The organism is Mycobacterium sp. OTB74 (assembly GCF_029892685.1).
GTDB lineage: Bacteria > Actinomycetota > Actinomycetes > Mycobacteriales > Mycobacteriaceae > Mycobacterium.
This window is the reverse complement of the sequence record NZ_JARXVD010000017.1, coordinates 46,428-61,530: the sequence shown is the minus strand read 5'-3', so window position 1 is coordinate 61,530 and position 15,103 is coordinate 46,428. Positions and strand designations below refer to the sequence as shown.

At 65.2% G+C, this 15,103-nt stretch carries 14 protein-coding genes; 12 read left to right on the top strand and 2 right to left on the bottom strand.

Annotated elements, in window-relative coordinates; translation table 11 throughout:
- Positions 1-7: 7 nt before the first annotated feature.
- Positions 8-2,152 carry a 4-alpha-glucanotransferase gene (gene malQ / locus M2432_RS20850; protein WP_280828735.1) on the bottom strand — a complete coding sequence of 715 codons (2,145 nt, stop codon included), beginning with the start codon at positions 2,150-2,152 and terminating at the stop codon, positions 8-10.
- A gap of 186 nt (positions 2,153-2,338) precedes the next feature.
- On the opposite strand from malQ, the gene M2432_RS20845 reads away from it, so the two are divergent.
- The 6 genes from M2432_RS20845 to M2432_RS20820 all read left to right on the top strand — a co-directional run bounded on the left by M2432_RS20845 (position 2,339) and on the right by M2432_RS20820 (position 7,365).
- Positions 2,339-3,217 (top strand): sterol desaturase family protein, encoded by an 879-nt coding sequence (locus M2432_RS20845; RefSeq protein ID WP_280828814.1) that lies wholly within the window; start codon positions 2,339-2,341, stop codon positions 3,215-3,217.
- A gap of 206 nt (positions 3,218-3,423) precedes the next feature.
- Positions 3,424-4,029, top strand: a complete 606-nt coding sequence (locus M2432_RS20840) for a LysM peptidoglycan-binding domain-containing protein (RefSeq protein ID WP_280828734.1) — start codon at positions 3,424-3,426, stop codon at positions 4,027-4,029.
- Positions 4,030-4,275: 246 nt separating this feature from the next.
- Positions 4,276-4,899 carry a hypothetical protein gene (locus M2432_RS20835; protein WP_280828813.1) on the top strand — a complete coding sequence of 208 codons (624 nt, stop codon included), beginning with the start codon at positions 4,276-4,278 and terminating at the stop codon, positions 4,897-4,899.
- Positions 4,900-4,953: 54 nt separating this feature from the next.
- Entirely contained in the window at positions 4,954-5,277 is a 324-nt protein-coding gene (locus M2432_RS20830) for a hypothetical protein (protein ID WP_348536325.1), read from the top strand.
- Between the two features lie 106 nt (positions 5,278-5,383).
- A complete protein-coding gene (locus M2432_RS20825) occupies positions 5,384-5,887 on the top strand; it encodes a VOC family protein (RefSeq protein ID WP_280828733.1) in 504 nt (167 codons plus the stop codon).
- Positions 5,884-7,365: an FAD-binding protein gene (locus M2432_RS20820; protein WP_280828732.1), complete on the top strand. Its 1,482-nt coding sequence runs from the start codon at positions 5,884-5,886 to the stop codon at positions 7,363-7,365. Before M2432_RS20825 ends, M2432_RS20820 begins: the two co-directional genes overlap by 4 nt.
- An 81-nt stretch (positions 7,366-7,446) precedes the next feature.
- On the opposite strand, the gene M2432_RS20815 is transcribed toward M2432_RS20820, so the two are convergent.
- The gene (locus tag M2432_RS20815; RefSeq protein ID WP_280828731.1) at positions 7,447-9,369 is read right to left on the bottom strand and encodes an ABC transporter ATP-binding protein/permease; all 1,923 of its coding nucleotides are present in this window, start codon (positions 9,367-9,369) and stop codon (positions 7,447-7,449) included.
- Positions 9,370-9,463: 94 nt separating this feature from the next.
- On the opposite strand from M2432_RS20815, the gene secA2 reads away from it, so the two are divergent.
- The 6 genes from secA2 to gcvH all read left to right on the top strand — a co-directional run bounded on the left by secA2 (position 9,464) and on the right by gcvH (position 14,973).
- Entirely contained in the window at positions 9,464-11,821 is a 2,358-nt protein-coding gene (secA2, locus tag M2432_RS20810; RefSeq protein WP_280828730.1) for an accessory Sec system translocase SecA2, read from the top strand.
- Between the two features lie 10 nt (positions 11,822-11,831).
- The gene (locus tag M2432_RS20805) at positions 11,832-12,437 is read left to right on the top strand and encodes a CDP-alcohol phosphatidyltransferase family protein (RefSeq protein WP_280828729.1); all 606 of its coding nucleotides are present in this window, start codon (positions 11,832-11,834) and stop codon (positions 12,435-12,437) included.
- Positions 12,430-13,353 (top strand): DUF881 domain-containing protein, encoded by a 924-nt coding sequence (locus M2432_RS20800; RefSeq protein WP_280828728.1) that lies wholly within the window; start codon positions 12,430-12,432, stop codon positions 13,351-13,353. Before M2432_RS20805 ends, M2432_RS20800 begins: the two co-directional genes overlap by 8 nt.
- A gap of 10 nt (positions 13,354-13,363) precedes the next feature.
- Positions 13,364-13,696, top strand: coding sequence for a DUF1290 domain-containing protein (locus M2432_RS20795; protein ID WP_280828727.1), 333 nt, complete (start codon positions 13,364-13,366; stop codon positions 13,694-13,696).
- An 81-nt stretch (positions 13,697-13,777) separates the two neighbouring features.
- Positions 13,778-14,515 carry a DUF881 domain-containing protein gene (locus M2432_RS20790; protein ID WP_280828812.1) on the top strand — a complete coding sequence of 246 codons (738 nt, stop codon included), beginning with the start codon at positions 13,778-13,780 and terminating at the stop codon, positions 14,513-14,515.
- A gap of 65 nt (positions 14,516-14,580) precedes the next feature.
- Positions 14,581-14,973, top strand: coding sequence for a glycine cleavage system protein GcvH (gene gcvH / locus M2432_RS20785; RefSeq protein WP_280828726.1), 393 nt, complete (start codon positions 14,581-14,583; stop codon positions 14,971-14,973).
- Positions 14,974-15,103: the final 130 nt, after the last annotated feature.

The following is a 15,103-nucleotide window of genomic DNA, read 5'->3' as shown; positions in this document are numbered from 1 at the left end:
ATAAACTTCATCGACCTGGGTCGGGTGTTACGGCGTTGGACAGCACTTGAGCCAAAACGCTCGCGCGCGGGTCGGTGAATACCGCTTCGAGCAGCATCTGATGGCCGTCAGGGCCGCTCAGCGGCACTCGCCAGTTCGGGTACTCGTCGCTGGTGCCCGGCTGATTCTGGGTGCGGATGTCGCCGACCGCATCGGGCAGCGCCAGCGTGAGCAGCCGGGACGGGGTTCTGCCCAGGTAGCCGTACAGCGCGCGGACGATCTGGTCGGCATCGGCCGTGGCATCGGCCGGCAACAGTCCGAGCTCCTGCAGTCGCTCCAGCCACCTGTTCTGCTCGATTCGATCCAGTTCGGCTTCCTCGTCGAACGGGCGAGTGAGCAAACCGAGGTCGCGGCGCAGTCGTAGGTGCTCACCGGCCAGATAACCGGCGGTCGGCGGCAGGTCGTGGGTGGTCACCGACGACAGGCAGTACTCACGCCAGTACTGGGCCGGTAGCGGCTGCCCGTCGTGGTCGCTCTCGAACCAGAGGATCGATGTGCCCAGCAGGCCGCGCTCGTGCAGATAGTCGCGCACCCACGGCTCGACCGTGCCAAGGTCCTCGCCGACGACGACGGCTCCCGCACGGTGCGCCTCCAACGCCACGATGCCGACCATGGCCTCGTGGTCGTAGCGGACGTAGGTGCCCTCGGTCGGCCGCGCGCCATCGGGCACCCACCACAGCCGGAACAGCCCGATGATGTGGTCGATGCGGACTCCGCCGGCCCGGCGGAGCACAGCGTCGACAACTGCACGGAAGGGTTCGTAGCCGCGCTCGACCAATCGGTCCGGCCGCCATGGCGGTTGGGACCAGTCCTGCCCGAGCTGGTTGAACTCATCCGGCGGTGCTCCGGCGGTAACCCCGGCAGCCAACGCGTCCTGCAGCGCCCAGGTGTCGGCTCCGCCCGGGTGTACGCCCACTGCAAGGTCGTGCATGATGCCAAGGGCCATGCCGTGCTGTACTGCGGTCGCCTGAGCGGCGGTCAGTTGGTCGTCCAGTTGCCACTGCAGCCAACGGTGGAAATCGACACGGCCGCTGTGTTTTTCGGCGAATGCACGAACCGCGGGGTGGTCGGGGCGCTGGTATTCCTCTGGCCAGCCGCGCCAGTCGGCTCCATGTTTTTCGGCCAGCGCGCACCAGGTTGCGAACTCGTCCAGAGCCTGGCCCATCTGGGCCCGGAAGCCTTCATACGCCAATTCCCGGCCTGCCGACCGTTTCACCTCGTAGACCTCTTTGAGCGCTGCGCGCTTGGATTTCCAGGCCGCGTCGCGGTCGATGAATTCCGAACGTGCTGCCCGGGACTGGGCCTTTGCCTGAGCCTTGTGCAGGGTTGCGGGGGAGCGGACGTCGGCGTATTCGGCGATGGCTTGGACCCTCAGGTATTGCGGATTGCCGAACCGCCGCGACGTCGGTAGGTAGGGGGACGGCTCGACCGGTGCCACCGGAGCAGCCGCATGCAATGGGTTGACCAGGATGAATCCCGCGTGATGCTTGGTGGACGACCACACGGCTAGATCTGTCAGGTCGGTCAGATCGCCTGTGCCCCAGGAGTTTTCGGACCGCACGCTGTAGAGCTGAGTGGCCAGCCCCCAGGTCCGGCCGGTGCCGAGGCGACTGGGCATCGGCAGCGTGTCGGGAGTGACGATCAGGGTGGCCTCTGCATCCGTGGACGTACCCGCCTGCACATGCAATCGGTGGTAGCCGAGTGGGAGGTCGGCGGGCAGTTCGAAGGTGGCTTCGCCGATCAGTGAACCGTCCACGTCGAACGGTGGTCGGTTGTTCTCCAGCTGATGCAGCCCGGCGCGGACGGTGCCGTCCTCCAGCCGGATCCACACTCCGACCGGAGCGCCGTGGGCGACGTGGACCCAAAAGCTCGACCGCCGCCCGGATCGGGTCACGATGGTCGGGGTCAGGGTGCGTTGCCAGTACTCGCGTTCGTGCTCAGCCAGCGCCGTTTCGCAGGCTTCCGCGGTATCGGCAGGCTTACCGAATGCGGCCAGCACCGCGATCAGGGTGTCGGCACCGACCAGATGATGAGTGCCGGTCCAGTCGACGTATTCGGTGGCCACCCCAAGGTGGTGTGCCAGATCCAGCAGCGCCTGAGGGCGATCGGTCATGTGCGCAATCTTGCCGGTAATCGGGCCGCTGCGGGGACTGAGCGGCGATGCGCCCGGCGCGCGGTCCCGGCCTGTGGCACGCCGCGATGCCCCTAGACCGTCTTCGCCGGCCGCACATGCCCGGTTACGCTGTTTACGGAGGTAAATGCTGTGAACCGAGATGTGCTGTCTGATGTGCTGCCGACGATGCTGCACGATCCGGTCTCGTATGCCATTCCGTTCTTCGTAGTGGCGTTGCTGCTGGAATGGGGTGCGGCGCGCAAACTGGCCCACGACGAGGCGGAGCGTCCGCCGGCCGGCTCCTATCTGCGGCCGGATGCCTGGGCGAGCATCTCAATGGGCGCCACATCGCTGTTCACCAGCGGTGTCCTCAATTTCCTGGCACTGGTCGGCTACGCGGCGCTGTACGTCTACGTCGCACCGTGGCACCTGCCCGGAAATGCCTGGTACACCTGGGTGGTCGCGATCCTCGGAGTAGACCTGATCTACTACGCGTACCACCGGATGGCGCACCGAGTGCGGATTTTCTGGGCCACGCACCAGGCGCATCACTCCAGCGAATACTTCAATTTGTCCACCGCGCTGCGGCAGAAGTGGAACCCCAGTGGCGATCTGGCGATGCGGGCGCTGCTGCCGGCGCTCGGAGTCCCGCCGTGGATCGTGTTCGCCAGCTTCTCGGTGAATCTGGTGTACCAATACTGGATTCACACCGAGCGAATCGGAAAATTGTGGCGGCCAATTGAATTCGTGTTCAACACGCCGTCGCACCATCGGGTGCACCACGGTATGGACGAACAGTATCTGGACAAGAACTACGGTGGCATCCTTATCATCTGGGACCGATTGTTCGGCAGCTTCACCGAGGAGACCGTCAGGCCGCACTATGGGTTGACCAAACCTGTTGGCACCTACCATATCTGGAAGTTGCAGACGCATGAGTACGCGGCCATCGTGCGGGATTTGCGGCGGTCCGGCGGGGTGCGCGACCGGCTCGGTTACGTGTTCGGCCCGCCGGGGTGGGCGCCACAGCATGCTTGCGACCCCGAGGCTGTCCGGGTCGCCTGACGGCGGCCCCATTCTTTCGGGTCACTGGCCAAACCTGGCCTACCGGTTGATGTTTCGTGGGTGCCGGCCGCTTTGGCCCAAGGTGGCGTTCATGGCTTCTGTCCTCACAATTTGCCAATTGTTTTGATTGCCGCGAGCCAAACGCCCCCTGAAACTGAATCTCGTGGGTAGGGTCGTGCTTCTAACCGGAAAGGAGCAACATCCACGTGGGAGACACTCTTAATGCGGGCGAGAAGCTCGAGGTCGGCCAGTCGCTGACGTCAAGCAACGGCGCCTACAAGGTTATTTTGCAAGATGACGGCAACCTGGTGCTGTACGCAGGTGACAAGGCGGAGTGGTCCACCGGCACCAACGGTAAGTCCGTTCAGCGGGCCGAGGTGCAGAACGACGGCAACTTCGTGCTGTATGACGGCGACAAGGCGGTGTGGGCCAGTGACACCAAGGGCGCCAACGGCGTTCGCCTGGTGTTGCAGGACGACCGGAACCTGGTGCTCTACGCGACTGACGGCGCCAAGTGGTCGTCGGGAACTCACACGGATGAGGCTCCGCCGACCCCGCCGCCCGCTCCGGAGGCCCAGCCGGAACTGATCGACGTGGCGCCCGCCGCCGTCGAGGAGCAGGCTCCGCCGCCGCCACCCCCGCCCCCGCCGCCGCCAGCCCCGCGCACCTACACGGTGCAGTCCGGCGACACGTTGTGGGCCATCGCCGAGCAGTTCTACGGCGACGGGAACCGGTACCAGGAGATTGCCAACGCGAGTGGTGTTGCCAACCCTGACCTGATCCAGCCTGGGCAGGTGCTGACCATTCCGTAGTGCAGCAAACGAAGATGGCCCGGACCGAAAGTTCCGGGCCATCTTTGGTTTTCGGGAATACCGTTGGCCGAGGTTGCGATTGCTACCCAGGCACTGATCGGCGATTTCGGCCCTGGAAGACACCCGACAGGTAGGCTGAGTGCCATCAGCAGGCTGCACCGAACGGAGAAGGCCATGTCTGTGGGGGGTTTGCCAGCATTGACGCTGTCGGTGCTTGCCGTTGCGACATCAATTTGCGGCGGCTCGATGTCCGTTTCGGCGCCGAGTGCAGAGGCTGATCCAGGCGTCTTGGTGTATCCGGGCATGGAGATTCATCAGGGCAGCACCCGTTGCACCCTTGGGTATGTCGATATTCAAGCCCGCACCGGCTACACCGCGGGGCATTGCCGCGGCGATGGCGCGGTGACCGACCGGGATGGTCACATGATCGGCAACATGATCCGGTTCGTCGACAACACCCCGGACGGTGCCACTGTCGCCACCGATCACCAGATTTCGGACTGGGAATCCATCACGCTCGTCGGCGATGTCATGGTCAACAACATCCTGCCGGACGGGCGCATGCTGGTTGCCGATCCGGGCGTCAACCCACAGCCGGGTGAGCCGGTCTGCCACTTCGGGGTGGTAACCGGTGAAACGTGCGGGACCGTCCAGGCTGTCAACAACGGCTGGTTCACCATGGACAACGGCATCGTCAGCCAGAAGGGCGATTCGGGTGGGCCGGTGTATACGGTGACGCCCGACAACCGCGCGGTCATGGTGGGCGTGTTCAACAGCACGTGGGGACAGTTTCCGGCCGCAGTGTCATGGAATTCCGCCGACCAGCAGGTGAATGACGCTGTGGTACAACAGACCGCGGGCGGGAACTGACGCAGTCGGCGCCATCGCGGCATCTGAAAGTGCTGCACGACAACGGATTTGCCGATGCCTGGCCGGGGCGGGTACGTGGCGGCCGCCGAAAGCCGCATGCTCAAAACGCGACAGGGGAGTCTGATGATCGACGTCACCACGCAGATCAATGCCGTTTTCCGCACCGTCCGCACCCGCGCCTGGAAAGCCGCTGACGCCCGCGTTGTGACGGTCAGCCAGTCGTTTCCGACCGACGCCGCCGATTTGTGGGACGCCTGTACCAACCGGGACCGCATCCACACGGGTTCCTGCCGGTCACCGGTCAGCTCGGGGTCGGCGGCAGCTATCGGTTGGCCGGGAACGCCGGCGGCACCTGTTCACCCGGGAGTCCGACTCTGATGAGGCGCGAGCCGCGGCACGCCGCTGCATAGCGGCCTACCTGGGCGAAGAAGAAAACTAGAACACGTTCTAGCCATCGTGGCACGGCGGCGATATTCTCTACCCGATGCTTAATCAGACACCTGTCCAGATCGCCTGGGTGACGCGTGACGTGGCTGCCACCGAAGCCATGCTCACCGCATTGCTCGGCGCCCGGAAGTGGACCCGGATGCCCGGTGTGCACTTCGCTCCGAAAACCTGCACCTTCGGTGGCGAAGCTGCGGACTTCCTCGCCGACATCTCGCTGTCTTACGCCGGGGACATGCAACTCGAGGTGATTGCACCGGTGTCCGGTACCAGCATCTACAGCGAATTCCTCGATACCGTCGGGGCGGGGCTGCACCATGTGTGCATCGAGGCGCCCGACGACCAGGCGTTCGAGCAGGCGCTGGCCGACGCCGATCGCGACGGCGCCCCGGTCGTGCAGGACGGCGTCATGCCCGGCGGCATGCGGTTCGCCTACGTGGCTGCCCCCGATGCCGGCGTCCCGTTCATCGAGATCGCCTGCATACCAACCGAAATCAAGAAGTTCTTTGACTACATCAAGCAACAGCAGCACCAGGAGAAATGATGGACGCAGTGCCCTCGATCGTCGACGCCGCAGATGTCGCCGAATGGTCCGATCAAGCTGACGTGGTGGTGATCGGCTTCGGCATCGCCGGCGGCTGCGCGGCTGTGAGTGCGGCCGCCGCCGGAGCCAAAGTCCTGGTGCTGGAAAAGGCCGCCGGCGCCGGCGGCACCACCTCAATGGCCGGCGGGCACTTCTACCTCGGTGGTGGCACCGCGGTGCAGCAGGCCACCGGACATGACGACAGCGCCGATGAGATGTACAAGTACCTGGTCGCGGTCGCACACGATCCCGAGCACGACAAGATCCGCGCGTACTGCGACGGCAGCGTCGAGCACTTCAACTGGTTGGAGGACCTGGGGTTTCAGTTCGAGCGCAGCTTCTACCCGGGAAAGGTGGTGGTTCCTCCGGGCACCGAAGGGCTGTCCTACACCGGTAATGAGAAGGTATGGCCCTTCTGCGAGCAGGCCACACCGTCACCGCGCGGGCACTCGGTCCCGGTGCCCGGCGAGTTGGGCGGTGCCAACATGGTGATCGAGTTGCTGCTCAAGCGCGCTGCCCAACTTGGCGTGCAGATCCGATACGAAACCGGCGCCACCAACCTGGTTCTCGACAGTGACGGTGCTGTGGTGGGCGTGCGCTGGAAGAACTTCGGCGAGACCGGCGCGGTCAAGGCGAAGTCGGTGATCATCGCCGCCGGTGGCTTCGCGATGAACCCGGAGATGGTCGCCGAGCACACCCCGGCGCTGGGGCAGAAGCGCAAGACCAAGCACCACGGTGAGGTGGAGCCCTACATCCTGGGCAACCCGAACGACGACGGCCTGGGCATCAAGTTGGGTGTGTCGGCCGGCGGTGTGGCCAAGAACCTGGACCAGCTGTTCATCACCGCGGCGGCCTACCCGCCCGAGATCCTGCTGACCGGCGTCATCGTCAACAAAAACGGCGAGCGCTTCGTCAACGAGGACTCCTACCACTCCCGCACCTCGGCATTCGTGCTCGAGCAGCCCGATCAGATCGCCTACCTGATCGTCGACGAGGCCCACACCGAAATGCCCGCGATGCCTCTGATCCGGTTCATCGACGGCTGGGAAACGATTGCGGAAATGGAAGCGGCACTGGACATTCCGGCCGGGAGGCTGGCTGCGACGCTGGACCGCTACAACGCCGCCGCGGCGCGCGGTGAGGACCCGGACTTCCACAAGCAGCCCGATTACGTTGCGGCACAAGACAACGGGCCGTGGGCCGCGTTCGACCTCTCGTTGGGCCGGGCGATGTACTCCGGTTTCACCATGGGCGGGTTGTCCGTGTCACTCGACGGCGAGGTACTGCGCGAGGACGGCAGTGTGGTGCCGGGCCTGTATGCCGCGGGTGCCTGTGCGTCGAACATCGCCCAGGACGGCAAGGGATACGCCAGCGGAACCCAGCTGGGGGAGGGTTCGTTCTTCGGCCGCCGGGCCGGAACACACGCCGCTAGCCGGTAGCGCGCGGCGGTTGATCCGCGGTCAGGGCGGCCGGTCACCCGACCGGGTAGGCCCCGATCACAGGCGAAACCGGGGCGTCGATTACACCGGCACCGGTTTGTTGTCGTCGTCGGTGATCCGGGTCAGCTCCCACCGGCCATCGCCCAGCAGATGCAGTTCCTGCTCGTGATGCTGCTCGACAGTGCTGCGGTGGCTGACACTGACGAAGATGGTGTTGGGAAGCTCGGTCCGAACCAGTTGGTACAGCATCATTTCCAGGCCTTCGTCCAGCGCTGAGGTGGACTCATCCATGAACACCGCCCGCGGGCGGGTCAGCAGGACGCGGGCGAAGGCCACGCGCTGCTGCTCGCCCGGTGAGAGCACCTTGGCCCAGTCCTGCAGTTCATCGAGCCGGTCGCCCAGGTTCGGGAGCGCGACCTTGGTCAGCGCCTGCTTCAGTTCGTCGTCGGTGTGGGTGCCCACCGTCCACGGGTAGCTCACCACCGTCCGGAGATCACCCAGCGGCACGTAGGGGAGCTGGGAAAGGAACAGCGTCTCGTTCTCTTCGAGCGGGCACTTCATGGTGCCGGTGCAGTACGGCCACATCTTGGCCAGGCTGCGCAGCAGGGTGGTTTTACCGCTGCCGGACGGACCGGTGATCACCAGCGCCTCGCCGGGGTACAGGGAGAAGTCAAGCGGCTCAATGAGTTCGCGGCCGTCCGGGGTGCTGACCGAGATCTTGTCCATGGTGACGGTGTGGTCGGGGCAGTCCTCGGTGGCGATGGTCGGGAGCTCGCGGGCTTCTTCGTTGGCGACCACCAGCCCGTACAGACGGATGATTGCGGCTCGGTAACCGGCGAACTGGTCGTAGGCGTTGCGGAAGAACGAGAGCCCGTCCTGGATGTTCCCGAACGAGGAGGCGGTCTGGTTCATCATGCCCAGGGTGATCTCACCCGCGTAGAAGCGGGGGAACTGCAGGATGTAGGGCAACAACACGATGATCTGGCTCATAGACCAGTTCCATCCGTTGAATTTGACCGACCGGTTCACGTACCGCTTGTAGTTGGTCACGACCGGCACGAATAGCCGTCGCAACCCGGTCCGTTCCGCAGTTTCACCGTGATAGAAGGCGACGGCTTCGGCGGCGTCGCGCATCCGCACCAGCGCATAGCGGAACGCGGCGTTGAACTTCTCATTGTCGAACGCCAACCGGATAATCGGCCGGCCGATCCAGAAGGCGATGATCGTGGCGAAGAGCACATAACCAATGCCGATCCAGAAGATGGCGCGCGGGAGGGTGAACCCACCGAAGGTCCAGCTTGCCGACAGATTCCACAGGATGGCGGCGAATGACACCATCGAGGCAACGGCATGGATCGCGCCGAACAACAGAACCGATTGGCTGGTGATGCTGGGCGTGTTTGGTGTTGGGCCGTTACCGGCGGTGAAGATGTCGATGTCGCTCTGGATGCGCTGATCCGGGTTGTCGATGGTGTCGTCGATGAAGCGGGACCGGTAGTAGGCCTTGCCGGCCAGCCAGTCGCCGGTCAGTCGATCGGTCAGCCAGACGCGCCAGGCCAGCATGAACCGCTGCGCCATGAACAGGTCGAGCATCAGTCGTGCGATGAAAATGGCGGCCAGGATGGAGAACACCGTGATGGACAACCAGAAGCCGTCCCGACCGGACTCTTTCATCGCCTGGTTGTGGCTGCCGACGCCGGTGGCGATCACCTGGAAGCTGGTCATCAAGTCGCTGCTCTGATAACTGAGCAGCACGTTGAGTCGGACGCTCAACATGATCGAGAGCAGCAGTGCGGACAGCCAGAGCCACACCTTCACACTTTGGGATCCCACGAAGTACGCACCGGTGATCCGCCAGAACTGCTGGCCCCACACGGTGAACCGGCGGAGCGCCGCCAGAACCAACAACGTGCAGACCGCGGCGATAGCCCAGGCCTTGGCGATCCATATCAGCGAGGTCACCAGCTCGCCGCCCCAGTCAAGTGTCGGGGTGAACATGTCCATCCGGGCAACGTACCGCGCTCAGCTGAGTGAAGCAGGTGGAGAGCGCATCTGGCCACGTCGGAGGGCAGTAGTCCGCGGCCGGTACCGTTGACGTGTGGCGAAGACGAGCACCGCGAAACCCGGTCGGCTGAGCAGTAGGTTCTGGAAGCTTCTGGGTGCCTCCACCGACAGGAACCAGAACCGTTCGATGGATCAGGTTCGAGCCTCGGCGGAGTTCGATGAGAAAGCCGCCGACCTGGGCGATGAGCAGCTGACCAAGGCAGCCAAGCTGCTCGACCTCGACGAACTCTCCGAGTCGTCCGACATTCCCCAGTTCCTGGCCATCGCCAGGGAAGCGGCCGAGCGCACCACTTCCCTGCGGCCCTTTGACGTCCAGCTCCTGGGTGCGCTGCGCATGATGGCCGGCGACGTCGTCGAGATGGCCACCGGCGAAGGCAAGACCCTGGCCGGCGCCATCGCAGCCGCGGGCTATGCCCTTGCTGGACGCCATGTGCACGTCATCTCGGTCAACGACTACCTGGCCCGCCGCGACGCCGAGTGGATGGGCCCACTGCTCGAAGCAATGGGTCTGACCGTCGGCTGGATCACCGCAGACTCCACCGCCGCCGAGCGCCGGGCCGCCTACGAATGTGACGTCACCTATGCGTCGGTCAACGAGATCGGCTTCGACGTGCTGCGTGACCAGCTGGTCACCGACGTCGCCGACCTGGTGTCGCCTCGACCCGACGTGGCGCTGATCGACGAGGCCGACTCGGTGCTGGTCGACGAGGCGCTGGTGCCGCTGGTGCTGGCCGGCACCACGCACCGGGAGACACCCCGGCTGGAGATCATCCGACTGGTCGGCGAGCTTACCTCGGAGAACCGGTTCGACGACTCCGTGCAGTACTACGACACCGACGCCGACCGCCGCAACGTGCACCTCACCGATCAGGGTGCACGGCGTCTGGAGAAGGAACTCGGCGGCATCGACCTGTACTCCGAGGACCACGTCGGCACCACGCTGACCGAGATCAACATTGCGCTGCACGCCCATGTGCTTTTGCAGCGCGACGTCCATTACATCGTGCGGGACAACGCCGTTCACCTGATCAACGCCTCCCGCGGCCGGATCGCCTCGCTGCAGCGCTGGCCGGACGGACTGCAGGCCGCAGTCGAGGCCAAGGAAGGTATCGAGACCACCGAGACCGGTGAGGTGCTGGACACCATCACCGTGCAAGCGCTCATCGGCCGGTATCCCACGGTGTGCGGCATGACCGGCACCGCGCTGGCCGCCGGTGAGCAGCTGCGCCAGTTCTACCAGTTGGGTGTGTCGCCGATCCCGCCGAACACCCCCAACGTCCGTGAAGACGAGACCGACCGGGTCTACATCACCGCCGCAGCCAAGAACGACGCGATCGTCGAACACATCCAGGAGATTCACGCCACCGAGCAGCCGGTGCTGGTCGGTACGCGTGACGTCGCCGAATCAGAGGAACTGCACGCACGCCTGGTCAAGGCAGGGATACCGGCTGTCGTGCTCAACGCCAAGAACGACGCCGAGGAGGCCGAGGTCATCGCCGAGGCCGGCAAGCTCGCTGTGGTGACGGTGTCCACCCAGATGGCCGGCCGCGGCACCGATATCCGGCTGGGTGGTTCGGAGGCCGGCGACGATTCCGAGGACAAGGCGCAGGTCGCCGAGCTGGGCGGGTTGCACGTCATCGGCACCGGGCGGCACCACACCGAACGGCTGGACAACCAGCTGCGTGGTCGCTCCGGGCGTCAGGGTGACCCAGGCTCGTCAGTGTTCTTCTCCAGCTGGGAGGACGACGTGGTCGTCGCTCATCTGGAGCCGCAGAAGCTGCCGATGCAGACCGACGAGAACGGCCGGATCACCAACCCCAAGGCCGGCCAACTACTGGCGCACGCGCAGCGCGTCGCCGAGGGGCGGCTGCTGGACGTTCATGCCAACACCTGGCGCTACAACCAGCTGACTGCGCAGCAGCGCGCAATCATCGTCGAACGCCGAGAGACGTTGCTGCGCACCACAACTGCGCGCGATGAGCTCAAGGAACGCTCGCCCGAGCGCTACGACGAACTGGCCGCCGAGGTGGACGAGGACGAGTTGGAGCGGATCTGCCGGCTGATCATGCTCTACCACCTGGACCGCGGCTGGGCCGACCACCTGGCCTACCTGGCCGACATCCGGGAGAGCATCCATCTGCGTGCGTTGGGCAGTCAGAACCCGCTCGACGAGTTCCATCGGATGGCCGTGGACGCGTTCGGCTCGCTGGCCGCTGATGCCATCGAGGCTGCCCAGCAGACCTTCGAGACCGCCAACGTGCTCGAAGATGAACCGGGACTTGATCTTTCGAAGCTGGCCCGGCCGACATCGACGTGGACCTACATGATCCACGACAACCCACTTGCCGACGACACGATGGCAGCGCTGAGCTTGCCCGGGGTATTCCGCTAGGTTGACATCCATGGGCCCGCAGCCGGGAGACGATGCGCGCGACCGGGTGCTGACGGTACCCAACGCACTGAGTGCTCTGCGGCTGCTGCTGGTTCCGGTCTTCCTGTACCTGCTCCTGGTGGCGCATTCGTGGGGCTGGGCGGTGGCGGTGCTGATGTTCAGCGGGTTCTCCGACTGGGCCGACGGCAAGATCGCCCGGTTGGTGCCCAATCAGTCGTCGCGGCTGGGCGAATTGCTCGATCCGCTGGTGGACCGCATCTACATGGTCATGGTGCCGGTGGCGATGGCCGCCGCCCACATCGTGCCGTGGTGGTTCGTCCTGCTGCTCGTCGGACGGGATGTGGCGCTGGCCGCGGCACTGCCCCTGGTGCGTAGCCGGGGTCTGACCGCACTGCCGGTGACCTACCTGGGCAAGGCCGCGACCTTCGCACTGATGTCCGGTTTCCCGCTGGTGCTACTGGGGCAGTGGCCTGAGCTGTGGAGTCGGGTGGTGCTGGCGTGCGGCTGGGCCTTCCTGTGGTGGGGCATGGCCATGTACCTGTGGACAGGGGTGTTGTACCTACTGCAGGTCCGGTTGGTGCTGCGGAAACTACCCAGGGTGCATGCCGGTGGCTGAACAGAGCCGGGGAGATCGCGCGCTCGGCGGTTACCGACCGGAGGCAGGGAGCAACAGCCACGTCGCTGATGCTCCGGAGCGGATCCCGGTGCCGTCGCTGCTGCGCTCGCTGCTGACCGACCACCTTGACCCCGGTTACGCGGCCGCCGCCGCGCGGCGGGAGGCCGGGGCCCCGCGTCGCATGATCGTCGACCGCGTCTGGCTGGTGCTCGGAGTTGCGGCCGTGACGGCGGTGTTCGGCATCGCCGCGGCCCAGGCGAAGTCCGGTGCCCCGGCGACCACTCGGACCCAGCACGTGTTGTCGGCCAGCGCTCGCGCTGCCGAAGACCGGACCCGGGACAGCACCGCGCATCGCGACACGTTGGCCGATCAGGTGGAAGCAGAGCGGCGCAGTCGGTTGACGGGTGACGCCCAGGGCCGCCAACTGCTGGATGCCTTGGATCGCGCCGAGTCCGCCGCGTCGGCCACAGCAGCATCGGGTCCGGGGCTGACCATCACCCTCACCGAGCCGGGTCCGGCGCGAAACCTGAGCGACGTGTCCAAACAGCGGGTGGCCGGCAGCCGCCAGGTCATCTTGGACCGCGATCTGCAACTGGTGGTCAACTCACTGTGGGTGGCCGGCGCCGAGGCGGTCTCGGTCGGCGGGGTCCGGATCGGCCCCAACGTGACGATCCGACAGGCCGGCGGCGGAATCCTGGTCGACAACCAGCCGATTTCCGGGCCGTATGCGATTGTGGCCATCGGGCCACCGCATTCCTTGCACGATGTGTTCGAGAGCAGCCCGGCCATGCAGCGGCTGACGCTACTGGCCGATGCATATGGGGTAGGGGTCAGTACCCAGGTCGGCGACGCCCTCCGGGTACCGGCCGCCTCGGTTCGAGATGTCAACTTCGCCAGACAGATAGGGGCAAAGTGAGGTCGGGAACATGATCGGGATTGCGGCACTGGTGGTCGGCATCGTGCTGGGGCTGATATTTCACCCCAGCGTGCCCGAGGTGGTTCAGCCGTACCTCCCCATTGCGGTGGTGGCGGCCATGGACGCCGTCTTCGGTGGGTTGCGGGCTTATCTGGAGCGGATTTTCGACGCCAAGGTGTTTGTGATCTCGTTCGTGTTCAACGTCCTGGTGGCTGCGGTGATCGTCTATGTCGGTGACCAACTGGGGGTGGGCACGCAGCTGACCACCGCCATCATCGTGGTGCTGGGTATCCGGATTTTCGGCAATGCGGCGGCACTTCGGCGTCGGTTGTTCGGGGCGTGACGGTGCATCGACATGGCTGACGACGAGCACGAGCCTGCTGCGCACAAGGACGGCGGCGAGGAGGCTCACGGTCGGCATGAGATGCCGGCCGGCGTCGCGACCCGCCTGCGGCGCACCCGGTCACAATGGATGTTCGGCGCGCTCGGGGTGCTGTTGTGCGCGTTGCTCGGTGTGGCGATCGTGACACAGGTGCGCCAGACCGAATCGGGCGACAATCTCGACAGGGCTCGCCCGGCCGACCTGTTGGTGCTGCTGGATTCGCTGCAGCAGCGCGAGGCGGCGCTGAATACCGAGGTGGCCGATCTGCAGAAAACGCTGTCGGCTCTGCAGACCTCGGGCAGCAATGATCAGGCTGCGATCCAGAATGCGCAGGCGCGGCTGAGCGCGTTGTCCATCTTGATAGGCACCGTCGCCGCAACCGGCCCGGGCGTCTCGATAACCATCGAGGACATCGCTCCCGGCGTGTCACCGGAGACCATGCTGGACGTCATCAACGAACTGCGAGCCGCCGGCGCCGAGGCCATCGAGATCCGGGTCGGGCAGGGCGATCAGCAGACCGCGGTCCGGGTGGGGGTGTCGACGTGGATAGCCGGGGTTGCCGGCGCCTTGTCGGTCGACAACGTGACCATGAATCCGCCCTACACCATCCTGGCGATCGGCGACCCGCCGACTTTGGCGGCGGCCATGAACATCCCCGGCGGCGCCATGGATAGCGTCAAACGCGTGGGCGGCAAAATGACCGTGCAACAGGCTGACACCATTACCGTCAGTGCCTTGCGGCAACCGAAACCGCGCCAATACGCTCAGCCAGTCAAGTAACCGCCAGTCGGGCTATTTTTTGACCCGTCGTCCAATCACCCATCTTGCAAGGACCAAGGAGCACCGTGAGCGAAACCCCAGCCGATCTCTACTACACCGCTGAGCACGAATGGGTGAGCCGTCGGGGCGAGACCGTTCGGGTCGGCATCACCGATTTCGCGCAGGGCGCGCTCGGTGACGTCGTGTACGTCGACCTGCCCGAGGTCGGCACCGTGCTCGCGGCGGGTGACACGTTCGGCGAGGTCGAGTCACCCAAGACGACCTCGGAGCTCTACGCGCCGATCGCCGCGAAAGTCGTTGCGGTCAACGGTGATTTGGAGGCTTCACCGGATTTGGTCAACTCCGATCCGTACGGCGCAGGCTGGCTGATCGAGCTGCAGGCCGACGCTGCTGAATTGGATGACGCCCTGCACGGACTACTGGACGCCGAGGCCTACCGGGCAACCTTGGACGAGTAAGAACTTTGTTAAGGTGCTGCGGTCCGGATGGGCCGCAGCGGCACTAAAGTCGCCGCGGCAGATCCGGCGGTGGTGGATACAACTATCCACACTGCGCGGTACGGTCATTGGTGAGACGTACGCGGAATTG

Coding starts and splice junctions, on each gene's coding strand:
- M2432_RS20825 (WP_280828733.1), top strand. CDS start 5,384: ATGCTTAATCAGACACCTGTCCAGATCGCCTGGGTGACGCGTGACGTG.
- M2432_RS20845 (WP_280828814.1), top strand. CDS start 2,339: ATGCTGCACGATCCGGTCTCGTATGCCATTCCGTTCTTCGTAGTGGCG.
- M2432_RS20820 (WP_280828732.1), top strand. CDS start 5,884: ATGATGGACGCAGTGCCCTCGATCGTCGACGCCGCAGATGTCGCCGAA.
- M2432_RS20835 (WP_280828813.1), top strand. CDS start 4,276: ATGTCCGTTTCGGCGCCGAGTGCAGAGGCTGATCCAGGCGTCTTGGTG.
- malQ (WP_280828735.1), bottom strand. CDS start 2,152: ATGACCGATCGCCCTCAGGCGCTGCTGGATCTGGCACACCACCTTGGG.
- M2432_RS20795 (WP_280828727.1), top strand. CDS start 13,364: ATGATCGGGATTGCGGCACTGGTGGTCGGCATCGTGCTGGGGCTGATA.
- M2432_RS20805 (WP_280828729.1), top strand. CDS start 11,832: ATGGGCCCGCAGCCGGGAGACGATGCGCGCGACCGGGTGCTGACGGTA.
- M2432_RS20830 (WP_348536325.1), top strand. CDS start 4,954: ATGCCTGGCCGGGGCGGGTACGTGGCGGCCGCCGAAAGCCGCATGCTC.
- M2432_RS20790 (WP_280828812.1), top strand. CDS start 13,778: ATGCCGGCCGGCGTCGCGACCCGCCTGCGGCGCACCCGGTCACAATGG.
- M2432_RS20815 (WP_280828731.1), bottom strand. CDS start 9,369: ATGGACATGTTCACCCCGACACTTGACTGGGGCGGCGAGCTGGTGACC.